The 20711-nt window shown below is 60.5% G+C and carries 17 protein-coding genes and 1 pseudogene; 8 read left to right on the forward strand and 10 right to left on the reverse strand.

The window, feature by feature from the left end; genetic code table 11:
* Positions 1 to 478 precede the first annotated feature (478 nt).
* The 10 genes from gmtX to HV711_RS24925 form a co-directional block, all read right to left on the reverse strand.
* Complete coding sequence (gmtX, locus tag HV711_RS24880) at positions 479 to 1141, reverse strand: gamma-mobile-trio protein GmtX (RefSeq protein ID WP_007182813.1); 663 nt, start codon at positions 1139 to 1141, stop codon at positions 479 to 481.
* Entirely contained in the window at positions 1138 to 3744 is a 2607-nt protein-coding gene (gene gmtZ / locus HV711_RS24885) for a gamma-mobile-trio integrase GmtZ (protein ID WP_007182814.1), read from the reverse strand. The genes gmtX and gmtZ overlap by 4 nt, the downstream gene beginning before the upstream one ends.
* Before the next feature lie 28 nt (positions 3745 to 3772).
* Entirely contained in the window at positions 3773 to 5155 is a 1383-nt protein-coding gene (gene gmtY / locus HV711_RS24890; protein ID WP_007182815.1) for a gamma-mobile-trio recombinase GmtY, read from the reverse strand.
* Between the two features lie 84 nt (positions 5156 to 5239).
* Positions 5240 to 6502, reverse strand: a complete 1263-nt coding sequence (locus tag HV711_RS24895; RefSeq protein WP_007182816.1) for an MFS transporter — start codon at positions 6500 to 6502, stop codon at positions 5240 to 5242.
* Entirely contained in the window at positions 6453 to 7217 is a 765-nt protein-coding gene (gene arsH, locus HV711_RS24900; RefSeq protein ID WP_007182817.1) for an arsenical resistance protein ArsH, read from the reverse strand. The genes HV711_RS24895 and arsH overlap by 50 nt, the downstream gene beginning before the upstream one ends.
* A gap of 13 nt (positions 7218 to 7230) precedes the next feature.
* Positions 7231 to 7677, reverse strand: coding sequence for an arsenic resistance N-acetyltransferase ArsN2 (arsN2, locus tag HV711_RS24905; protein ID WP_007182818.1), 447 nt, complete (start codon positions 7675 to 7677; stop codon positions 7231 to 7233).
* A 9-nt stretch (positions 7678 to 7686) separates the two neighbouring features.
* Positions 7687 to 8748: an ACR3 family arsenite efflux transporter gene (gene arsB, locus HV711_RS24910; RefSeq protein ID WP_007182819.1), complete on the reverse strand. Its 1062-nt coding sequence runs from the start codon at positions 8746 to 8748 to the stop codon at positions 7687 to 7689.
* Positions 8735 to 9256, reverse strand: a complete 522-nt coding sequence (locus HV711_RS24915; RefSeq protein ID WP_007182820.1) for an arsenate reductase ArsC — start codon at positions 9254 to 9256, stop codon at positions 8735 to 8737. The genes arsB and HV711_RS24915 overlap by 14 nt, the downstream gene beginning before the upstream one ends.
* The gene (locus HV711_RS24920) at positions 9253 to 9711 is read right to left on the reverse strand and encodes an ArsI/CadI family heavy metal resistance metalloenzyme (protein ID WP_007182821.1); all 459 of its coding nucleotides are present in this window, start codon (positions 9709 to 9711) and stop codon (positions 9253 to 9255) included. Before HV711_RS24920 ends, HV711_RS24915 begins: the two co-directional genes overlap by 4 nt.
* The gene (locus tag HV711_RS24925; protein WP_007182822.1) at positions 9708 to 10040 is read right to left on the reverse strand and encodes an ArsR/SmtB family transcription factor; all 333 of its coding nucleotides are present in this window, start codon (positions 10038 to 10040) and stop codon (positions 9708 to 9710) included. Before HV711_RS24925 ends, HV711_RS24920 begins: the two co-directional genes overlap by 4 nt.
* A 276-nt stretch (positions 10041 to 10316) precedes the next feature.
* Here HV711_RS24925 and imuA point away from each other — a divergent pair, with 276 nt between their 5' ends.
* The 8 genes and pseudogenes from imuA to HV711_RS24965 all read left to right on the forward strand — a co-directional run bounded on the left by imuA (position 10317) and on the right by HV711_RS24965 (position 20616).
* Positions 10317 to 11018, forward strand: coding sequence for a translesion DNA synthesis-associated protein ImuA (gene imuA / locus HV711_RS24930; RefSeq protein ID WP_035482690.1), 702 nt, complete (start codon positions 10317 to 10319; stop codon positions 11016 to 11018).
* On the forward strand, positions 10939 to 12408 hold the full coding sequence (locus HV711_RS24935) for a Y-family DNA polymerase (protein WP_082201512.1): 1470 nt from the start codon (positions 10939 to 10941) through the stop codon (positions 12406 to 12408). The genes imuA and HV711_RS24935 overlap by 80 nt, the downstream gene beginning before the upstream one ends.
* A gap of 5 nt (positions 12409 to 12413) precedes the next feature.
* Positions 12414 to 15557, forward strand: coding sequence for an error-prone DNA polymerase (locus tag HV711_RS24940; protein WP_035482688.1), 3144 nt, complete (start codon positions 12414 to 12416; stop codon positions 15555 to 15557).
* A 46-nt stretch (positions 15558 to 15603) separates the two neighbouring features.
* A pseudogene (locus HV711_RS24945) lies at positions 15604 to 15876 on the forward strand (SOS response-associated peptidase family protein); the annotation flags it as partial.
* An 86-nt stretch (positions 15877 to 15962) separates the two neighbouring features.
* Positions 15963 to 17747: a hypothetical protein gene (locus HV711_RS24950; protein ID WP_051224457.1), complete on the forward strand. Its 1785-nt coding sequence runs from the start codon at positions 15963 to 15965 to the stop codon at positions 17745 to 17747.
* A 114-nt stretch (positions 17748 to 17861) separates the two neighbouring features.
* Entirely contained in the window at positions 17862 to 18968 is a 1107-nt protein-coding gene (locus HV711_RS24955) for a hypothetical protein (protein WP_175145289.1), read from the forward strand.
* Positions 18969 to 19329: 361 nt separating this feature from the next.
* Entirely contained in the window at positions 19330 to 19890 is a 561-nt protein-coding gene (locus HV711_RS24960) for a hypothetical protein (RefSeq protein ID WP_175145291.1), read from the forward strand.
* A gap of 117 nt (positions 19891 to 20007) precedes the next feature.
* Positions 20008 to 20616: a hypothetical protein gene (locus HV711_RS24965; protein ID WP_035482683.1), complete on the forward strand. Its 609-nt coding sequence runs from the start codon at positions 20008 to 20010 to the stop codon at positions 20614 to 20616.
* Positions 20617 to 20711 lie beyond the last annotated feature (95 nt).

Below are 20711 nucleotides of genomic sequence, written 5' to 3' on the forward strand. Positions count from 1 at the left end.
GTCATTATCAATGAGCAACTGATAAAAGGGGTCGTACAACGGTCAGTGCTGTACAGGCCGCGTGTCGGCCCCCGGACTGATTGGCCGGTGCGCCGGTGCGCCGGTACCCGAAGCCGATCCCGCAATCGTCTGACGAAGACCGGCCCGCAGGGCGTGAAGCGTCGGGCACGCCGGAACTACAGAAAATCAAGTGAGAGCTGCAGATTCTTCGGGTTGTGCATACAGCCTCGGGTGCGCAATGGTGCACATTTTTTCGAGATAAGCGCTACACTGGACACTGTATATTCATACAGTGTTTTTGTCCATGAGCGCCCTGCCCCGTCACCCTGAAGAAATCCACCCCGCACTGTGGACCTATACCCGTGGAGTACATAGTTTGAGGGCGAAAAGCGGGAGAGCGTTCTGCGGTGGGGTCGCCAAGGACTCACCGTTTCGATGTATGCATACATCGAACTACATCGTTTCGGTTATCCGCTGTTCAGGCTCCGAGGATCTTTCGTATTGCACGCGCGAAGCCGACATCGAACACAGTCCGACCGTGTTCGTTCACGATCTCGCCATGGCTGCCTTCGTGTAAGCCGTGTCCTTCAAGGTAGTCGGCAGAGACCGCCTTCTCCAGCGCTTCACGTTCTGAAGGAGTGAGCTGCGCGTCGTTGCCGTTCGTCGTTGTTGGCAACACGATGGCGGCTCCTGGACCGCGTACACCGATTGGGCGCCGGTCCACGACGACTTGAGCGTTGGACTTCAGAAGGTTGACCTCGGCCCGGAGCTTGTCTCGCTCCCCGATGATCGCTTGCATGATGGAGCGGATCGCGGGGTCTTGAATACGCATGAGGTATTCGTGGCTTGCCGGCGGTTTCGATGATTGAAGCGTCGGTGGCCCGGCATACGTTGCCCAGGACGAAATCAGCTTGCGGTAGTCCGCCGATTGCATGTTGTAGAGGACGCGCCCCTTTAGGATGCCTTCCGTCTCAACCAGGCGACCAATGGTTGAGAGAGAAAAATCGCTCGAGCCTGATTCCTGATGCCTGCGACAAATCTCATGCAGCGCTGTCAGCCTAGCAAGCCGATGAGCGCGGCCGCCTTTGGCGAGCAGCGTGTCAAGAACAATGTCCGGGTGACCGATTGTCGGGCTGTTCATCCTTGCGACTCGTCGATGGATTGAGGCTTGCGCGTGAGCATGTCGGTGGCGTTGCAATCCGGCATAAGCGTGGCGAAATCGACGCCAAATCGCTCGCTCAAGCTCTGGCCAGCATCCATCAAATTGATGACCTGCCGCGTTCCCAACACCGGATTGGCGGGGTTCATCTGCCGTGCGAGACGGCGCATGAATGCGTTGCCGACGCGGAGTTGCTCTTCCTCACTCAGCATCATGAAGACGGGCGACAGGTTATCGCGATATAGCACAGCATCGAGCAACTGACTACGACGGAATATCGCCTTGCCTGCATCGAGATCAGGATAGAGCTCGACGTCTTCGCAAACCCCAGCAAGCTGAAGCAATTCCGATTCGGTGTCTTCAAACGCGATATGCACATCGCTCGCGGTGCCCACGGCCACCAGTTGAGTAGAGTCTTCGACGACCCGGTCGAGCGCGGCCTTACAGCGTTCAATGAGCCGCCAACAAGCGGTGAGATCCTCCGCGAAGTCGTTGAATCGCTTCATCGATCCTTCCCACACGCGCTCTGCTTGCCGAAAGGTATCGAGATGAAGGAAGACTTCGCCAGCGTCTTCAGCGTCAGCCTTCTGCTTCTTCAGGTCAAGAAGCACGCCCTCATTCGCGAGGCAAGCATTGCGGGCCTCGTCGAAATGGTAGGCGATCGTGTTGAAGTGCGCGGCGAGCGATGGAAGGTAGTGAGGCTCCGTCACAAACCAGCGGCATCGAACGCAGTTGCGATTCCCTCCCGGAACGGGAGCGTGTTTTGCGTTGCCAACAGCTGTACCTGGCAGAACCATCGGACCGCCGTTGTGGCATCCACCAATCGAACGGTTTTCCATCGAATCGCTGGCGTTTCCGCCAGCGAGGCACAGGCCGTGGTGCATTGGCATCCAGCCCAACGCGTTTCTTGCCGCTGGATGCTCAGCGATTGCATCTGCAACACTGCTCGCACTATTGCAGATCGCGCTTTGCACAAGTTCCTCGTGCGCAGTATCGAGCAGGAAATTCTGAATGCTCGCATTCTTATTTGCATCCAGGCGAGCCTTCGCATCGAGGAGGACGTCGCGAATATGGGTGGCTCCAGGCTTGGTGTAATACAAGGTCATGACCAACCGGCTATGACCGACAAGCTTCTGCAGCACAGGGAACGGCACCTGGCCTTCCAAGGCCAGCGCGGTGACAAGGGAGACTCGCAAACTGTGAAGTGGGAACAACGTCCTCTTCTTGGATTGGGGCGGCAGCAGCCGAATCGGCGTTCCATTGTGGTGAGTCTCGGAACGCACGGCGAGCCGTGATTCAAATGCCTTCAGCAAATGGAACCAGCACGAATTGAGCGCCTGATCCTGAAGCGGAAAGTTGCGCATTTGTGCCGTTGGGTATTCTGGCAATCGGAAGAGAAAGCACGCGTCGGGATAGCGCGCCAACTGGAAATCAGTCTTGACGATGATATGTCGACGATCAAGTTCTGCCCATGAGGTCCGACGCGAGATGGGGTTGTACTTCTCTTGCCAGTTGCGCAGCTTCTCGATCCAGTAGAAAACATTCTGGTGAACCGCTCCGCCGTGCATCCACGGCAGCAAATAGCCCTTCTCTGGCCCTGACTTCGAAACATCGGCGGTCTTGTTCGTGTTGATATACAGGACCACTAGTGCGTCCTCGCTGCTGCTGCGATCATCGTCGCGCCGGAACACACCCTGCTGTAGCGGTCGAGATTCGCTACCCTGCGCAATCTCGTTGCTGTTCAGTTCCCAACGACCCGCCATATAGCGCCAGGTGTCTGCCTCTCCAGAGTCAAGCACACGGACCTGGCTAGTGCGTAACGGCAAGATGAGCTTCACAAGCAATGCGACCCAGCGCACTGGACTCCACATCTGCAACACTTGACCACCGCGATAGTTTCGACTCAGCTTACGTATGCGCCACACGCAATCCGGATCGTCGCGATCAATCTCGTCTTCGGTCACGTCGAACCAATCAGGCGCGCTCGCACCCATATGGCCGATCTTGCTCCCCAGCGCGCCTTGCGCCCATTGCCAGTCGCGAAAATGGGGTCCCGCCGCCAGCATCTGCCGAAGTTGGTCGATGTAGCCATAAGGCAGCGGTGAATAAACGCTCTCGCCGCGCTTCGGCAACCCCGCTTTCGACATACGACGTACCGGGTTGTGATAGCCCTGCATTAATACGGCGTTATCGTCTTTACCAATCTGACTGAAATGCCGAAGCAACACAAACTGCAGAAAAGCGTGGATAAGATTATTCGCGCTGATGCCCCAAGGAGAGTCAGTACACGCCGTTCGGTGAAATTCTGGAACCTGTGTCGTTTGCGCCAGGAATACACTCGGATCCAGTGGCAGGCTCTGCAGAATGAGGTAGCGCTCGAAGAAAGTCGATAGGGCCTGCAGTCTTTGGTGTAGACCATGTGTTTCCCCACCGAGCCACTCCAAGGCGAAGACTCTCCAGGCTGCAAGTTCTGGATAGAACTCCACCACCCAGGCCAGGGTTGCATCCGAATCGCGTCGCATGCTGCGCTCGGTCCTTGCCGCCTTGCGACGCCCCTTGGGTTTAGTTGGAGAGGTCTTGTACATGTGTTTGCTCGGTCACGTGGAGATGTGGCTAGTCAGATGAACGGACCAAATCCGACAGAGGCGTCGTAAGAAGTCCATCCAGCCGGTGCGCCGCTTGCTGAAGTGCTTCTCGGGCTTCGCTAAAGCTTGCTTGTGTGTAAATCTCCTGGCTCTCGATCGAGGCGTGATGCATGAAGCGGCGAATCATCGGCTTCTCGATTCCCGCGTGCTTCAAACGCTGGCCGTAGGCGTGTCGGTGCCCGTGCGGAGTTGTGCCAAGCGCCTTGCCAACTTCGAGGCCAATGCGTTTGCACGCGGCCGCGTGAGCCTTGTTGTATTGCGTGAGGGTGTATATCGCACCGTAGGGTGCGCGCCGCAGGTTCACGAAAGCGAACGGATGATCCCGATCAAAATGCGCAAGCTGCTTCAGATAGCGATGCCACAGTTCCAGAAACCACTCGCCGTACTCCGGCACGAACCAGTACGCCTGCTTGTAGTAAGGACCGTCGTGCATGCCGCCTTTCCAGCCAGCATGCCGACGGTCCATCAAGTCTGTACGCGGCACAAGGCCGAAGCGCTGGCCGAGGTATTCTGCTCGGTTCGATTTACGCGGTCGTCCTCGCTCGTCGCACCAATCAGCAGGCGCGGTCCCGTAGTGCGGATGGTGGATGAGGACCTTGGCTTGACGCGGATCCTGTGGATCTGGAAATACGTCCTGAACGTAAAGGTGAAAAGGCTCCGACTCTCGAAATCCCGCGCCATGGAGCAGTAGCGTGATTAAGATGCCACGATAGTCGTAACGATCGCCGTTGCGAAAGCCTTTGAAGAGCAACGCTTCAAAGTGACGTTCTGGAAAAGCTGGTGGCTCACCTCGCGCGACCTTCGGGATTCTTCGGTAGCGAAGCCAATATCCTGTAGCGCGCGCGGTGGCATTCGACGCCCACGTATGCCCGAGGAAGGCCTTGCTTCTACGATATTGGTAAGCGGCTTCATCGATCTGTCGATCGAACGTGCTGCCGACGTACCGAGGATTGACGCTGGCTGCTTCAGGACGAACTTCGCCCAACCAATTGAAGAAGTCGCTCAAATGGATGATGATGCGTGCCGCGTCGTGCGGCGAGCGAGGTGGCCAGCAAAGGCCCGTGGCGTCGATTCCTGTTTCGCGATTGAACGTTCCTGTGTACAGGCGCTTCGCGAAATTCTGAAACAGTTGATGAGGGTCGCGTTCGGCGGGGTTGAGCTGAATGTACTCAAGAAAGAGCCGCACCGATCGCGTCACCTTGCGCATCCATTCCAGACTGCGATCGTGGCTTCTATGCAGGAAATAATCAATCAGCGGCTCGAGTATCCCCGTCGCCGCGAGCAAAGCGGGGATCTCAGTGTAGACGCCGGTTTCGTCCGTGAGGACCTTTGCTCTAATGCTGACGAACATCGCTCGACAGAAATAGCAAACACCCTACGCACGGTTTAAGTCACCACGTTGACCGTTGTAAGTCATCGCTGCTCCCGAATCGACTCACCGATAAGAGGGCCGTGCCGGCGCGCACTTCGCTGCGATAAAAAAGCTGACGGCGGATAGCGCGGAGACAAGCAACACCGTCCATTCGACGGCGACATACCCATGCGTCAGTCCCCAGATGCTGGCCGCTGCGATGGGCGCGATGCCCTTCGCAATGTTCGACGGAAACGACAGCATGCCGCTGATCGCGCCGTAGCCCTCCGTCCACAGAAACTGCTGGACGATCGTGCCGCGCAGGATCGTCATCATTCCGTTGGCGGCGCCATAGCAGAACGCGAAGATCCACAAAAGCGCAGCGGATTTGCCAGCCACGATCAGGACGACCGTCGAGACGGGAAAGAGTGTCACCACGACGAAACCAACTGTCGTGATGGTGACCTTGCGATCGAATGCAAACCAGACCGCGCGGGCGATGACTTGCGCGGGTCCGATCAGCGCCATGGTGATGACCAGAACCGTGTTGGTGACGCCGCGCTCGACCATCAACGGAACCAGATGAAATGTGAGCGCGGCGAAGGTCGCGTAGTAGGTCGTGAAGCACAGCGCGAGCGCCCAGAAGGTAGGCGTGCGCAGTGCACGTCGCGTTGCCGCAGCATCGACCGCCATGCGCTCCGCGCTCGGCTGGGAAGCGTTCGGGTCGATTCGTGAGGACCGGATCGCGACGACATGAATCGGTAGGCAAATGATTAGATTGCACGCGGCCAGTGCGGCGAGCGCGAGACGCCAACCGCCCACATCCACGAGGAACTGCGTGACCGGAATGAAAACCGTGCTCGCGAATCCCGCAACGAGCGTCACCAGTGTGATCTTGGTCTTGTATCGCAGCGGATAGCGATGCGTGAGCACGGCGAAGAGCGGGTCATAGAAGGTCGCCGCCATCGACAAGCCCAAGCCGATCCACGCTACGAAGAGAATCGTGAGCGACGATGTGGCCGACCACATCAGCAGCATGGCGGCCGCGATCAGCGAACCGATTGACATGACCCGCCGCCCGAGCCCGTGGTCGATCCATTTGCCCACTGGATACGCCGCGAAACCCGAGACTAGCAGTCCGAGCGATAGGGCCGCATTCGTGGCGGTGCGGCTCCAGCCCATCGTCTGCTCCATGGGCACGACCAGCAGCGAAAACGAATAGTAGACCGAGCCCCACGACACCAGTTGAGCGAGCGCGAGCGCCCAGGTGGCCAGCGATTCGGCGCGATCCGTCGAATTACTCGACTTCACTGTCGTCGGTGTCGGCGTTCTGTGAGCTGTGCTCATGGCTCATGGCTGCATTGGCGAGGGCGGAAACTGATGCCGGGGCTTTCTCTTTACGCTCGCTGTACCGGTCGGTCAGGTAATCTGAGCGGTCGCGCACGAGCAGCGTGAACTTATACAGTTCCTCCATCACATCGACCACACGATCGTAGTAAGACGAGGGCTTCATGCGACCGCTCTCATCGAACTCCTGGAACGCCTTGGCTACCGAACTCTGATTGGGAACGGTCACCATCCGCATCCAGCGGCCGAGCACGCGCAAGGCGTTCACCGCGTTGAAAGATTGCGAGCCGCCCGACACCTGCATGACCGCGAGTGTGCGCCCTTGCGTCGGCCGGATGCTTCCGGAGTCGAGCGGCAGCCAGTCGATCTGGTTCTTGAACACGCCGGTCAGCGCGCCATGTCGTTCCGGGCTGCACCACACTTGGCCTTCGGACCAGATGGACGCTTCGCGCAATTCGACGACCTTCGGATGGTCGGCGGGCACGCTGTCGGCGAGTGGCAGACCATGTGGATCAAACACTCTGGTCTCGGCGCCCAACTGGCGAAGGATGCGCTCAGCCTCGAGTGTCAGCAAGCGACTATAGGAGGTCGGACGGAGCGAACCGTAGAGCAGCAAGATGCGCGGCGGATGATCCGAGATCGTCCGGGGTTCGAGCTTTGTGAGATCGGGCGTGTCGAGATGAAAAAGACTGACGTTCGGAAGATCGGTGGACATCGTATGAAATGGGCTACGGGGTGATGGGGCGTGAGAGCAAAATCGCTGTGGCCGGGCACAGTTCAACGGCCTGGCGCGTGGCAAGGATCGCGGCAGGCGCGGTCTCGCGGCTCACAAGCATGAATCCGGTCTTCTCGAAGAAGGCTTGTGCGTCAGTCGTGAGGAGCCACGCAGTTCTGGCCTCCGCGTCGAACGCCTTACGCAACAGCACGGCAACCAGAGTCTGGCCGATGCCTTTGCTTCGACAGCCTGGCTCGACTGTCACCGAGCGGATCAGCACATCGCGCCCGTATTGTTCGAAGCCACCATAACCGACGTGCGAACCAGCAAGCGTCGTGAACCCGAAAAAGCGGCGCTGCGGTTCGTTGAGGTCATCGACCGGGAGGCCGTCACGGACTAGGGCCTTGACCAGACCGACGTCACTTCCGACGGTCTCCTGTGCAATGATGATGGCGCTCACACTGGCTCCTCAGGCCGTCTCGTACCAGCGCTGCGAGCGATTCACGACGCCAACCACGAGCAGCATGACTGGCACTTCGATCAGCACGCCAACGACTGTGGCCAGCGCCGCGCCAGACTGAAACCCGAACAAGCTGATGGCGGTGGCAACGGCCAGTTCGAAGAAATTGCTCGCGCCGATCAGGCTGGACGGACCCGCCACGCAGTGCGCGACCCCGAGCTTGCGGTTCAGCAAATAGGCCAACCCGGAGTTCAGAAACACCTGAATGAGAATGGGGACTGCGAGCATCGCAATGACCAGCGGCTCCTGGACGATTGCTTGCCCCTGGAACGCGAACAGCAGCAACAGCGTGGCGAGCAGTGCGCAAATCGAATACGGTCCGAGGCGCGACACCGTGCGGTTGAAGTGTGCTTCACCCTTCGCGAGCAGCACGCGACGTAGCAACTGCGCGATAACAACCGGGATGATGATGTAGAGACCCACCGACGTGATGAGTGTGTTCCAGGGAACGGTGATGGCGGATAGGCCAAGGAGCAGCGCCACGATCGGTGCGAACGCAACGATCATGATCGCGTCGTTCAGCGCCACTTGCGACAAGGTGAAATAGGGATCGCCCTTGCAAAGTTGCGACCAGACGAACACCATCGCCGTGCAAGGGGCGGCGGCCAGCAGAATGAGGCCGGCAATATAGCTGTCGAGTTGCGCTGCAGGCAGCCAGGGAGCGAAGACGTGGCGCACGAAGATCCATCCGAGCAGCGCCATGGAGAAAGGCTTGACCAGCCAGTTCACGAACAGCGTGACGCCGATCCCGCGCCAATGGCCCTTGACCTGCGCCATCGCACCGAAGTCGATCTTGATGAGCATCGGGATGATCATCACCCAGATGAGCACGCCGACTGGCAGGTTGACCTGAGCGACTTCCATGCGGCCGATCGCCTGAAACAGCGACGGCAACCATTGGCCCAGCGCGATGCCCGCGACGATGCACAGCGCAACCCACACCGTCAGGTATCGTTCGAAGAAGCCGATGACCGGACGGCTCGCGCGAGCGACCGAGTCAGTGCTGCTCATTGGATTCCTCGGCGGGACGTTCGCCAATCGCGCGCACTTCCTTCTGGGCTGCATTGCGATCGAGTACGTGCAACGGCAGGTTCACAAACTGGCTCACCCGCGTCAGAATCTGCCGATAGACCTTGGTGAAGACCGCGCGCTTCTCCTCGTCGCTGCCCACGAATGCGGCAGGGTCTTCAAAACCCCAGTGCGCAGTGATCGGCTTGCCGGGCCATATCGGGCACACCTCGCCAGCCGCCTGGTCGCACACGGTGATCACGAAGTCCATTCGCGGCGCGTCCGGCGCACCGAACTCATCCCAGCTCTTACTGCGCAGCCCGGCCGTGTCGTAATCCAGCGACTCGCAGCGCTCGAGCGCAAACGGATTGACCGCGCCTGACGGGTGACTGCCTGCGCTGAACGCGTGGAACCGGCCCTTGCCGAGCGTGTTAAAAAGCGCCTCGGCCATGATGCTTCGGGCGCTGTTGCCCGTGCAAAGGACCAGAATATTGTAGGTCTTGTCGTTCACGTGTTGCTCCGAATGAGATCTGCGCCCGCGCAGCAGGCAATTGAAGAAACGCGGGCTTCGCGCGAACGATCGCGCGACTCTCCATAAACAGGGGCGTGTTCAAGCGTTTGAAACGTCTCCCACGCGACGCCCTGCGGGTCTACGGTCCAGCTCTTATCCGACTTTGCGTAACAGCAGGTCGTCGCCGTCTGATTCGTGACAGGCAACTCGGCGCTTGCGAAGCGCGCTCGCATCTCAGCGAGCTCATCATCCGATTCGACCTGAATGCCAAGGTGATCAATGCCGGGCTTTACGCCACGCTGCGAAATAGCGAAGTTGACCTTCGGATCGCTCAACTCCCATTTGCGGTAGTCCGACTTCGATACCGTCGGTTTCGCGCCTCCAAACATGGCGACGTAGAACCGGGTGCTCGCATCAATATCTTCGACAGCAACGTGGATGTGCATGCGTTTCATGATTTAGCTCCTTGGCACTGCGACGCACCTTGAACGGAACAGTCAGCGCCGGCACAGCAGTTCTCGGTCAGAAACCCGAGCAGTCCGTTCATCGCATCGAAGTTGGCTGAATAGAAGATGAACCGTCCCTTCTGTTCGCTGTTGACGAGGCCCGCATGCGACAGGTCTTTAAGGTGAAACGACAGGCCAGACGGCGAGAGGCCAAGCTGCTGAGCGATCTCACCAGCCGGCATGCCTTCGGGGCCCGCGACAACCAATGCGCGGAAGATCGCCAGGCGCGATTCATGAGCGAGCGCGCCGAGCGCGCGTACAACGAGGTTCGAGTCCATCGCGGCATCATAGACCTGTCGATTCAAAGATTCAAGTAATCTTGAAACGATGCGGCCACGGTGTTTGCTGGTCAATTAGGGACGGTAGATAGCGAGTGGGGGGAAGAGAGTTGAGCCCGCCCTCCAACCCCGAAACGCGAAATCTTGGGCTAGAATACCTGTATATTTATACAGTACTTCTGGAGCCAGATCGTGAGTCGGCCTGCCTTAGCCGCACAGCAGTTACGCACGCCCGAGGAACGGGCGCGCTCCCTCGATGCTGCGCTCGATAGAAATATGTATTCGGAGTCGGGGGGAATAACCCTGTGGCGAGCCTCGCAACTGGCCGCCGGCTTCGACCGGGTGGTGTCGTGCGGCCACGCCGCGCTGGCCGCCGAGCTGCCGGGCGGCGGCTGGCCCGCGGGTGCACTCACCGAACTGCTCACACCGCAGCCGGGCTGCGGTGAACTGCGTCTGCTGCAGCCCGTGCTGGCAACCGGCGGATCCCGCCCCTTGCTCCTGCTCCAGCCTCCGCATCGGCTACAACCCGCCGGACTGGCGTGGCTGGGCGTTCCCGCAGGACAGGCCTGCGTGTTGCGCGCACCACACACGGCTGATGCGCTGTGGGCCGCCGAGCAGATCCTGCGTGCCGGCACCTGCGGCGCCCTGCTCTTCTGGCAGGCCGACGTCCGGCAGGAGGCGCTGCGGCGCCTGCATCTGGCCGCGCAGGCCTCGGACACCCTGCTGTTCCTGTTTCGCCCGCTCGCGGCCGCCCATGCAACGTCGCCGGCGCCGCTGCGGCTTGCGCTGCGAGCCGCCAGGGGCGGTATAGAAGTGACCTTCGTCAAGCGCCGCGGACCGCAGCGCGACGAACCCGTTTTCGTTCCTCTCATGCCTTCACCGGCCCTGTTGAGCCGATATGCAACTCTGGATCGGCGTACATCTGCCGCACCTCGCCCTCGAGTCGTTTCTCCCGCGCTCGTCGACACCACGCCATGAGGCCGGGCTTGTCGTGCTGGAGAAGGACCGCGTTGTCGCGCTCGACCACGCGGCACACTCGGCCGGGATCGTGCCCGGCATGCGCCGCGGTGGCGTGTTGACGCTCGTCCCCGACGCGGTCATCCGGGAACGTGATCTCACCCGTGAAGCGGAGCTGGTTCGTGGCGTGGCGTTCGCCCTGCTGCAGTTCACCCCCCACGTGGTGCTGGCAGAGGAATCGGTCGTGCTGGCCGACGTCTCGGCGAGCCTGCGCCTCTTCGGCGGCATTCGGCCACTGCGCCGGCGGGCGGGTCAAACGGTGACCGCGTTCGGCGTGACCGCGACACTTGCCGTTGCCCCTACGGGGCAGGCCGCGTGGCTCTTCGCCCGGTCATCGGCTGGCAGCGCGCTCACGTTGCGCTCCGTCGACCGTACGCTGCGTCGCGTGCCGTTACCTGCCCTGCCGCCGGCGCGCCCCTACGCCGAATGGTTCGACGGACTGGGATGCGAAACGGTCGACGACGTCCGGCGACTACCCCGCGCAGGCCTCAAGAAGCGCTGCGGCACGGCCCTGCTGGATGCGCTCGATCGCGCGACGGGCGCGGCGCCCGAAGTGTACGAATGGCTGGAGTTGCCCCCCACCTTCAGCGCGCGGCTCGAGCTGCCCGACCGGATCGAGCATGCGGAAGCCGTGCTGTTCGCGGCGCGACGGCTGATCCTGCAGATGACCGGCTGGCTGTCGGCACGACAGCTGGCGATCGCGCGGTTTGTACTTGAGCTCGAGCATGAACGCGGCCGCGCGGCGGTGCCGCCGACGGCAATCGAAGTTGCCCTCGCGGAACCGACGTCGCGCGAGGACCACCTCGTGCGCCTTCTGAAAGAACGGCTGGGCCGCGTCGAGCTGGCCGCGCCGGTTATCGCCGTTCGTCTTGACGCGAAGGACGTGCGCGAAGCGGATGCGCCCAGCGAGTCGCTGTTTCCGGAGCCCGGCGGCTCGCCGCGGGATCACGCGCGCCTGATGGAACTGCTCGTCGCCCGGCTCGGCGCGCAGAACGTGCTCAAGGCGGCTCCGGTTGCCGACCACCGCCCGGAAGTCGCCGCACGCTGGCTTCCCATCGGCGAGACCGCCAGGCCCATGTTGCCGCCGCCAGGTCTTCCGCGACCCACCTGGCTTCTCGACAACCCGGTGCAGCTCATCATGCGCAGCCACCGTCCGTTCTACGGCACGCCGCTGCGCATGGTCTCGCCGGGCGAACGGATCGAGGTCGGCTGGCAGGATGGATATCCGGTGACGCGAGACTATTTTGTCGCGGAGTCCGAAGACGCGGTGCACTACTGGGTCTTCCGGGAGCGTGTAAGCGCCGTCGAGGAACGCGAGCCGCGCTGGTTCCTGCACGGGCTTTTCGGGTAATCGCCATGGCGCCGACCTACGGCGCACTGCCCGACTATGCGGAGCTTCAGTGCGCGTCCAACTTTTCCTTTCTGCACGGCGCATCGCACGCCGAGGATCTCGCTGCCCGTGCCGCGCAGCTCGGCTATGCCGCACTGGCTGTCACGGACGAATGTTCGCTTGCCGGCGTCGTGCGCGCGCACGTCGAGGCGAAGAAGGCCGGGCTGCCGTTCATCGTCGGGTCGCACTTCCACCTGACCAACGCCGACGGCTCGCCGGCCCTGTCATTCACCGCACTGGCGATGACGCGCGAAGGCTATGGCAACCTGTCCGAGCTGATCACGCTCGGCCGCATGCGCGCACACAAGGGCAGTTACCGGCTCGCGCCGCTGGATCTCGCGCACCCGGAAAAGCCCTTTGGACACCTGCGGGGACTGCCCGGGTGCGTCGCGATCCTGTCACCGGACTACCCCGCCGATGAAAACAGACTGGATACGCAGGTCGAGTGGTTCGTCCAGACCTTCGGCGATCGCGCATGGGTCGCACTGACATTGCACGCGCGTGCAATGGACGATATTCACCGCGGCACCGTCGAACACGTCGCGGCGCGTCACGGCGTTCCCGTCGTCGCGACCGGCGCGCCCGTCATGCACGTGCGTTCGCGCAAGCCGCTGCAGGACGTGCTGACGGCGATCCGGGTCGGCAGACCGGTCGCCGGATGCGGCTATGATCTCGCGCCCAACGCTGAGCGGCACCTGCGATCGCGTCTGCGGCTCGCCAACCTGTATTCGCAGCGCACGCTCGAGGAGACGCTTCGGATCGCTCGCCTGTGCACGTTTTCACTCGACGAGCTGCGCTATGAGTATCCCGACGAGCTGGTGCCGGCCGGCCATACGCCGGCAAGCTACCTGAGACAGGAGACCTACATCGGCGCACATCGCCGCTGGCCAGCGGGCATCCCGCATCAGGTACAGCAGCAGATCGAACACGAGCTCGCGCTGATCGGGGATCTGCGCTACGAGCCGTACTTTCTGACGGTCTACGACATCGTCCGGTTCGCGCGCAGCGAAGGCATCCTGTGCCAGGGGCGCGGCTCGGCGGCCAACTCGGCCGTGTGCTTTGCCCTTGGCGTGACCGAAGTGGATCCTGCGCGCTCGTCGATGCTGTTCGAGCGGTTCATCTCGAAAGAGCGGGGTGAGCCGCCGGACATCGACGTCGATTTCGAGCATCAGCGCCGCGAGGAGGTCGTGCAGTACATCTACCGCAAGTACGGGCGAGATCGGGCAGCGCTGACGGCCGCCGTGACAACGTACCGCCCACGCAGCGCGCTGCGCGAATCGGGCAAGGCACTCGGCGTGGATCCGGCAATCGTTGATCGCGTCGCGAAGGCCCATCAGTGGTTCGATTCGAGCGACGATCTGCTCAACCGCTTCGCCGAGGCCGGTCTCGACCCTGAAGCACCGCTGATCGTGCAGTGGGCAAATTTCGCGGCGCTGCTCGTGGGCTTTCCACGACATCTGTCGCAGCACAGTGGTGGCTTCGTGATCAGCCGCGGCAAGCTGTCGAGGCTGGTGCCGATCGAGAACGCTGCGATGGCCGACCGCTCAATCATCCAGTGGGACAAGGACGACATCGAGGCACTCGGCCTGCTGAAGATCGACGTGCTCGCACTGGGCATGCTGTCGGCGATCCGTCGCGCACTCGACATCATTGCCGAGAAACGCGGCGAGCCGTTCGAACTGCAGGACATTCCTGCCGAAGATCCCGAGACCTACAAGATGATCTGTCGCGCCGATACGGTCGGCGTATTCCAGATCGAATCGCGCGCGCAGATGAGCATGCTGCCCCGCCTGCAGCCGCGCTGCTTTTACGATCTCGTGATCGAGGTCGCGATCGTGCGCCCGGGCCCGGTGCAGGGCGGCATGGTGCATCCCTACCTGCGCCGGCGACAGGGACTGGAGCCCGTCACCTATCCGAGTCCGCAGATGGAGCAGGCGCTCTCGCGCACGCTCGGCGTGCCGATCTTTCAGGAGCAGGTGATGCAGGTCGCGATTCTCGCGGCAGGATTCACCGCCGGGGAGGCCGACCAGCTGCGTCGCGCGATGGCTGCGTGGCGCCGCAAGGGCGGACTCGAAGCCTACTACGACCGCATCGTGAACGGGATGCTCGAGCGCGGCTACGACCGCGAGTTTGCCGAAGCGATCTTTGCGCAGATCCAGGGCTTCGGCGAATATGGCTTTCCGGAGAGTCACGCAGCGAGCTTCGCCCTGCTCGTCTACGCGAGCGCGTGGCTGAAGTGTCATGAGCCGGTCGCGTTTCTCGTGGCCATGCTCAACAGTCAGCCGATGGGTTTCTATTCGCCGTCGCAGCTCGTGCAGGACGCAAAACGCCACGGCGTGAAGGTGCTGCCCGTCGACGTGACGCTCAGCAACTGGGACTCGGCAGTCGAGGGCAGATCGACTCGAGCGCCGGTCCGCCTCGGCATGTCGCTGGTACGCGGCCTGAAAGAAGAAGCCGCCGCGCGCATCGAGCTCGCGCGGGCTGTTCGGCCGTTCGTCGATGTCTCCGATCTGGCAAGACGCGCGCAGCTCGATCGCAAGGATCTGCAGGCGCTCGCGGCAGCCGACGCATTGCGCTCGCTCGCCGGCGATCGGCGCGCGGCGCTCTGGCAGGCGGTGGCTGCGGTACCCGACCGGGATCTGCTGCGCGGGGCCACCGATGACGACGTGACGCCGGTCCTCTCGCCGATGACAGAAGGTCAGCAGATCGTCAGTGATTACCGGACCCTGGGTCTGACGCTCGGCAGGCACCCGCTGGAACTGCTGCGCCCTCGCCTGCTTGCCCAGCGCCTGCTGCCGGCGTCGACGCTGGCCGGCTTCCGGAACGGACAGCTCGCACGGGCCTGCGGCATCGTGACGGTCCGGCAACGCCCCGGCACGGCGAAGGGGGTGATGTTCGTCACGCTTGAGGATGAGACCGGGCAGGTCAACGTCATCATCTGGCCGTCCCTGCTGGAAAAGCAGCGACGCGAAGCGCTCGGCGCGTCACTGCTTGCCGTGTACGGCGTCTGGCAGCGCGAGGGGGAAGTGCGCCACCTCGTCGCGCACCGGCTGGTTGATGCGTCCCATCTGCTCGGCTCGCTTGTCACGTCGACGCGAAACTTCCATTAGGAACCGGCGTACCATACTGACGCACCTTCTTTCAAGGAGAGCGACCATGTGCTATTCAGCCCAGATCGTGGCGGACTATCGCAAGTATGTCAGGATGTTTGGAGCACACATGAGCATTCGCGAGTTCGCGCAACTGTACTGGGAACGCTCCGAGGGCAACAACGTCAAGATTCCGAAGGCAATGGACGCCGCGTTCTCGGTGCCCGCGACGGACGAGGAACGTCGGATCAAGGAAGCGATCGACCGGTTCAACAGCGAGCAGGCAACAAAGCTGGAACAGGAACTGTTCAAACAGCGCGCGCGACTCGCCGACATAGACCTTACTACGAACATCGACTGGCGGCCTGAGCAAGGCGGGGCGTTAGCGACAAGCGGAACAATCCGCGCCATACTGGGTTACTAAAAATGAGTGGCACCGTTAGCCAATTTTTTGACGCTCTCAACGTTCAAGAGGCGGCCTTTATTCCCGAGTTTGCCTCGGACAGCCGCGGTCTGATCCTGAAGGCCGCGATCAACGAGCTTGACTGGTACTACTACAACCTGTCTCAGTGCAAGGCCGCTACCTTTGACCGGACCGAACAGTTCTACCTGCTTCAACTGGGCGTTGCGCGTCTAATCAAGCTTTCGCTGGAAGCCCGTCCAGCGTTCAGTGTTCCGAGCGTGATGTTCCAGCGTGACCCCGGCATCGCCCTTCCCGTTCTACAGATTGTAGCGGGGCTGGGCATGATCGAACATGGCCGACGCATTGCGCAATCGGCATTGACCGGACTTTGCAGCATCGAACGCACGGGGGCAAACGAGTTCCTGATTCGTTTGCCGTCTGTCGTTCCCGACGACGAATATTATGAAAGGGCAATCGCAGAACACTACAGAGCGCAATCGCGCAGGCGCATCGAGCTGCTCTTTGAATCGGACTTTGGACGGCAGAGAGGCGAAGAAGTCGGAGAGACGCTTAAGAAATTGGTTTACCCGTTTCAGCGTCATTTCATCGGGTATCACGCGGCTCCCATCCTTGACGATTATTTTTTCACCGTTGCCTTCAGCGAAATCCAGCTGACTGACGGATACGACTCGTTTCACGGCTTGGTGGAGTTCGGCGGAATACCCTACCAAAAATATATTCTTGTCCTGACTTTTCTCGTCGCCATTTCAATACGCCATGAGCGATTCGCCGAGGCGCTGGTTGAAAAGGAACCTGGAGTCAAACTGGACAACGTTCTGACGATCACGTCCGAAACCGAGCCCTTCATCGAAAGCATCAGGGACGCGATCAACCAGTTCGGCGCGGTCTATGAGGGGTTTGAAGATGCAACGCTGGAAGATGCCCGGCGCATCTTTGAGGTCCTTTCTGTCGGTCGAAGGAATACGGTCCTTCTCAACCGACCCGCAGCGCCGCTGCCCATGATGGTCCAGTCATCGGATCAAAGCTTCATCCGGTCTATCGCTGCTGCGCGCCTGAGCCCGATGCAGTTCCTTCTCGATTCATTGAGACACCATTTTCCGCGTGACTACGACAAGCATCAGCAGTCTCGCGAAAAGACGATGCAGACGGCCATCAAGCGCGTGATGGATGACGCGTTCGACGGACTCATGTACCTCGAGAACATCAAGGTCAGACTGGGTGGGCGCGAGATCACCGATATCGATCTGGTGGTGATGGAAGAAAGCACCGGTACAGTCTTCCTCTGCCAGCTCAAATATCAGGATATGTTTGGGGCAGATCTCCGGTCGAAGCACGCCCGGACGAGCAGGCTTCGAGAGCAGACGGTCCGCTGGCTGGCGTCGCTGGACGAATGGATCGAGGCAGTTGGGGAGGCTGGTGTTCGTGCTTCTCTCAGATTGCCACGGCGATTCCCGCCCTTGCGCATCTATCGCCTCGTTATATCGAGGCACTACAGCTATCCGCTGAAAGATCTGGCGCAAAATTCCGATACGGCGCACGCCAACTGGTATCAATTCTTCAATTCGATCGAGCTTGTGAAGTTGGAGATGCGCGGTGGGCACAAGCTGGGTGACCTCGTGGCTATGCTGAAGAAGATGGAAGCGCCAGGAGGCCAGCAGGCACACCATGACGAACCACGGAGCGAATGGATCATTGAGAGTCTAAAATTCACTGTCGTTCAGGAAGAAGCGGATCGCCTGCCCGACTCTTCGCACGCGCAGCGTCCACAGCAGGCAGATCGCGGATAGGGGCCAATCGAAGACTGATCGTGCAACAGCGCGTCCCGCCGCGCTAGCGGGCGCGATAGAGGCATTTGAATAACGGGACAAAGAGGGGCTGGCCCACGCGGAATTCATTGCGCATTGAGCGCTCCGAAAATCGACAAAATTCAACAACGGTCCATCAGGATGCCGATATTTCAAGAAATCGAAGACGTTCAGGAACTGGCAAAGCTCTCGGATATGCTTACGGCCAGAATTTCGCGGCAGGCTCGACACAAGAGGACCAGAGTCGTCGGATATCCAAGTGGCAAGGCTGAGTTTCCGGTCAACTTCGAGTCAAAGAACGGATCTACCGTCTTGTGGTGGTCCAGCAAACCATCCGATGACGGCGAGGCCATCATCAATCTGATTGGTACGGGAGATCCCGACAGCAGCAGACTCCTGCTCATCGATCTGCAGTTCAATGTGCCCATTCGCAGGTTTGCACGCCGGCACGGCGGTGCTTTCGTGCGCGAGCTTGAATCCGGTGCCGTCCTGCTCGCGCACCGTGGCATCGTGACGCGTGGAAAATCCCGCGTCCCGAGAGAGTCGCTCCTTGCCGAAACCTCGGCAACCACGTCGGGCGTAACGAGTTCTGCCGGTCTGCTGGAGCTCTTCCTTGTTGCGTCGCTCGACTCGGACACGCTCCTGCACGACATCGCCAACTTTTCTCAAGAGATTCGCAGAGCGGCCGAGGTCGTCATGGATGGCGTGGAATCAGCAGTCCCAGACAAGCCGCCTTATTCCAACAGAGCAGCTTTTGACACCGGGCTGGGCGAGTACTTCGACGAGTTCTCGGGCCGGCGCGCCCTCCCGTCAAGGGATGCAGTGATTGTGCTGGTCCGGCATGGCAGCGTTGTCAGGCAACTGAGCGAAGCACTGAAACGGACCGGAAAGGTCTATAAGTCCGCACTGGTGGATCTGGCCGTCGTTACGAAGGATGCCGCTTACCTCTTTGAGGTCAAGACATCAACTGATACTGCCTCCGTGTACATGGCGGTCGGCCAACTCTGTATTCACGCCATCGCGCTGGCGAAACAGTTCTCCGGCAAAGCCGTGCATAAAGTGATGGTAGTTCCTGGTTCGCCGCCGCACAGCATCCGGGAGCGGCTGCAGGACGAACTCGCCATCAAGGTCCTCAGCTATGAGTGGAATCGCGCCGGCCCCGTAACCTTTAATCCGGTCGATCTGCGTTCCATCGTCCGATGATGCGCTCAAGTGGGTACGTGTTTTCAATCCTGTTCCGGGGATAGGCATGGGTAGCATGGGATTGGCAATCGTCGACGGCGCTCGTTGCAAGCCTCGCCCGGGATTGAAGGGGGCCTGCCCCGCGTGCGGGCGAACCGCCATCGCAAGGTGCGGCGATCTCAATCGATGGCACTGGGCTCATGCGGGTCGACGCCACTGCGATCCATGGTATGAAAACGAAGGACCGTGGCACCGTGAGTGGAAACAGCGGTTTCCGCTCGACATGCACGAGATAGTGCACTTCGATCACGTACGTGGGGAAAAGCATGTTGCCGACATCAGGCGTCCTGATGGACTGGTGATCGAACTCCAGAACTCCCCCATGGACATCGAAGAGATGGAAAGCCGGGAACGCTTCTACGGCGAGAAAATGATCTGGATTGTGAACGCTGAACGGTTTAAGTCTCAGATCCATTTGTTCGATGCCCTGCCCGATCCAGATGCCGATTTTGTAGCGGACCTCGTCTTCTTCCCGCCTCATCCTCTGTGGGTACGAAACCGGGCGAGCACCGAAAAGGGGGATGGAAGCGGTCTGATGTTTTACCGGCGCTCCGAGACTCCCCCCGGTAGTTCCATGGTAGCGCCCCACATGGGACGCGAGGTGATTGATCTCGTCCGGCGCCACTATGTTGGTCATCACCCGTGTCTGTGGAAGAAGCCGAGGGAAGTCTGGTTACGCTCGACCCGGCTCACCTTTCTCGATTTCGGCTCAGACGAGATGTGGGTAGTCCGGCGCTATGGTCCCGAGAAGTTATTTTGTTTGCAGCGGGCGTCAAAGCAGGCGCTGATTAGCTCGATCCTGGACGGAAAGGCTCCGGTTGTTGCAAGTTCCGATGTCTCATTCTTGGATAGCGAGGCCCTGAAGAAACGGATTTTTCGCTAAGGGCTAACCTGTAGGACGAGGAGTCCGCCAATCGGACTCCATTCAAACCTGCGGGAATTTTCACAGGTCACATGGACAACTGAACTGCTTTGCGACAATGAGTCGGGAGGAATAGCAATGACCACACTCAATGATGCTTGGGGCGCCATCCGGGCCTGTCTCGAGAGCAGCTTCTACTTCCATGGCATCAAGAAAATTGTCGGACTGGCCGGCCTCGACACAACCAGGATTGCACATATCGACGAGAAGCCAGCAGCCGATGGCAGCAGCAAAAGGCCAACGAAGGGGGTGCTAATGTCAGGGATCGACCAGGTCTACGCAGAAATGGACGAAGACAAGCGCCGGCGTTTTGTGGTCATTGCTGCTGAGGAAATAGTCAAACAAAGACCCGACGTTCAACCTCAACTGGAAGAGTATCTTTCAAGGCTGGGCTGGCAGTGGTTGGACGACACCCTCGTTCCCGTGAACCTTTTTGATGCCGCAGACCTGGCCGAACTTCCCGCGGAACCCCGTGCAGAATTGATAAAAGCGGCACAGCGCTTTCGTGATGGCGACCTGAGCGGAGCAATATCGGCCGCATGTGCCGCCGTTGATACGGTGACGTCATCCATTTATCGCGACGCAGGTCTAGGTGACCCTGGAAGAGCGTCTTTTCAGGAACGATGCAATTGCTCCTTGGAAGCACGCGAGGTCATTTCAGAAACGCAGAAGCAGGGGTCCCTTTGATTTTGGTGCATTTTACCGGGGTAGCAGCGCCCAGACGCCGTGCGGGTTTGCGAGCCGGCCCTATTAAAATGTCCTGATAAATCAGGCACTTCCTG

This window comes from Paraburkholderia phenoliruptrix (assembly GCF_902859825.1).
GTDB classification, from domain to species: Bacteria; Pseudomonadota; Gammaproteobacteria; order Burkholderiales; family Burkholderiaceae; genus Paraburkholderia; species Paraburkholderia phenoliruptrix.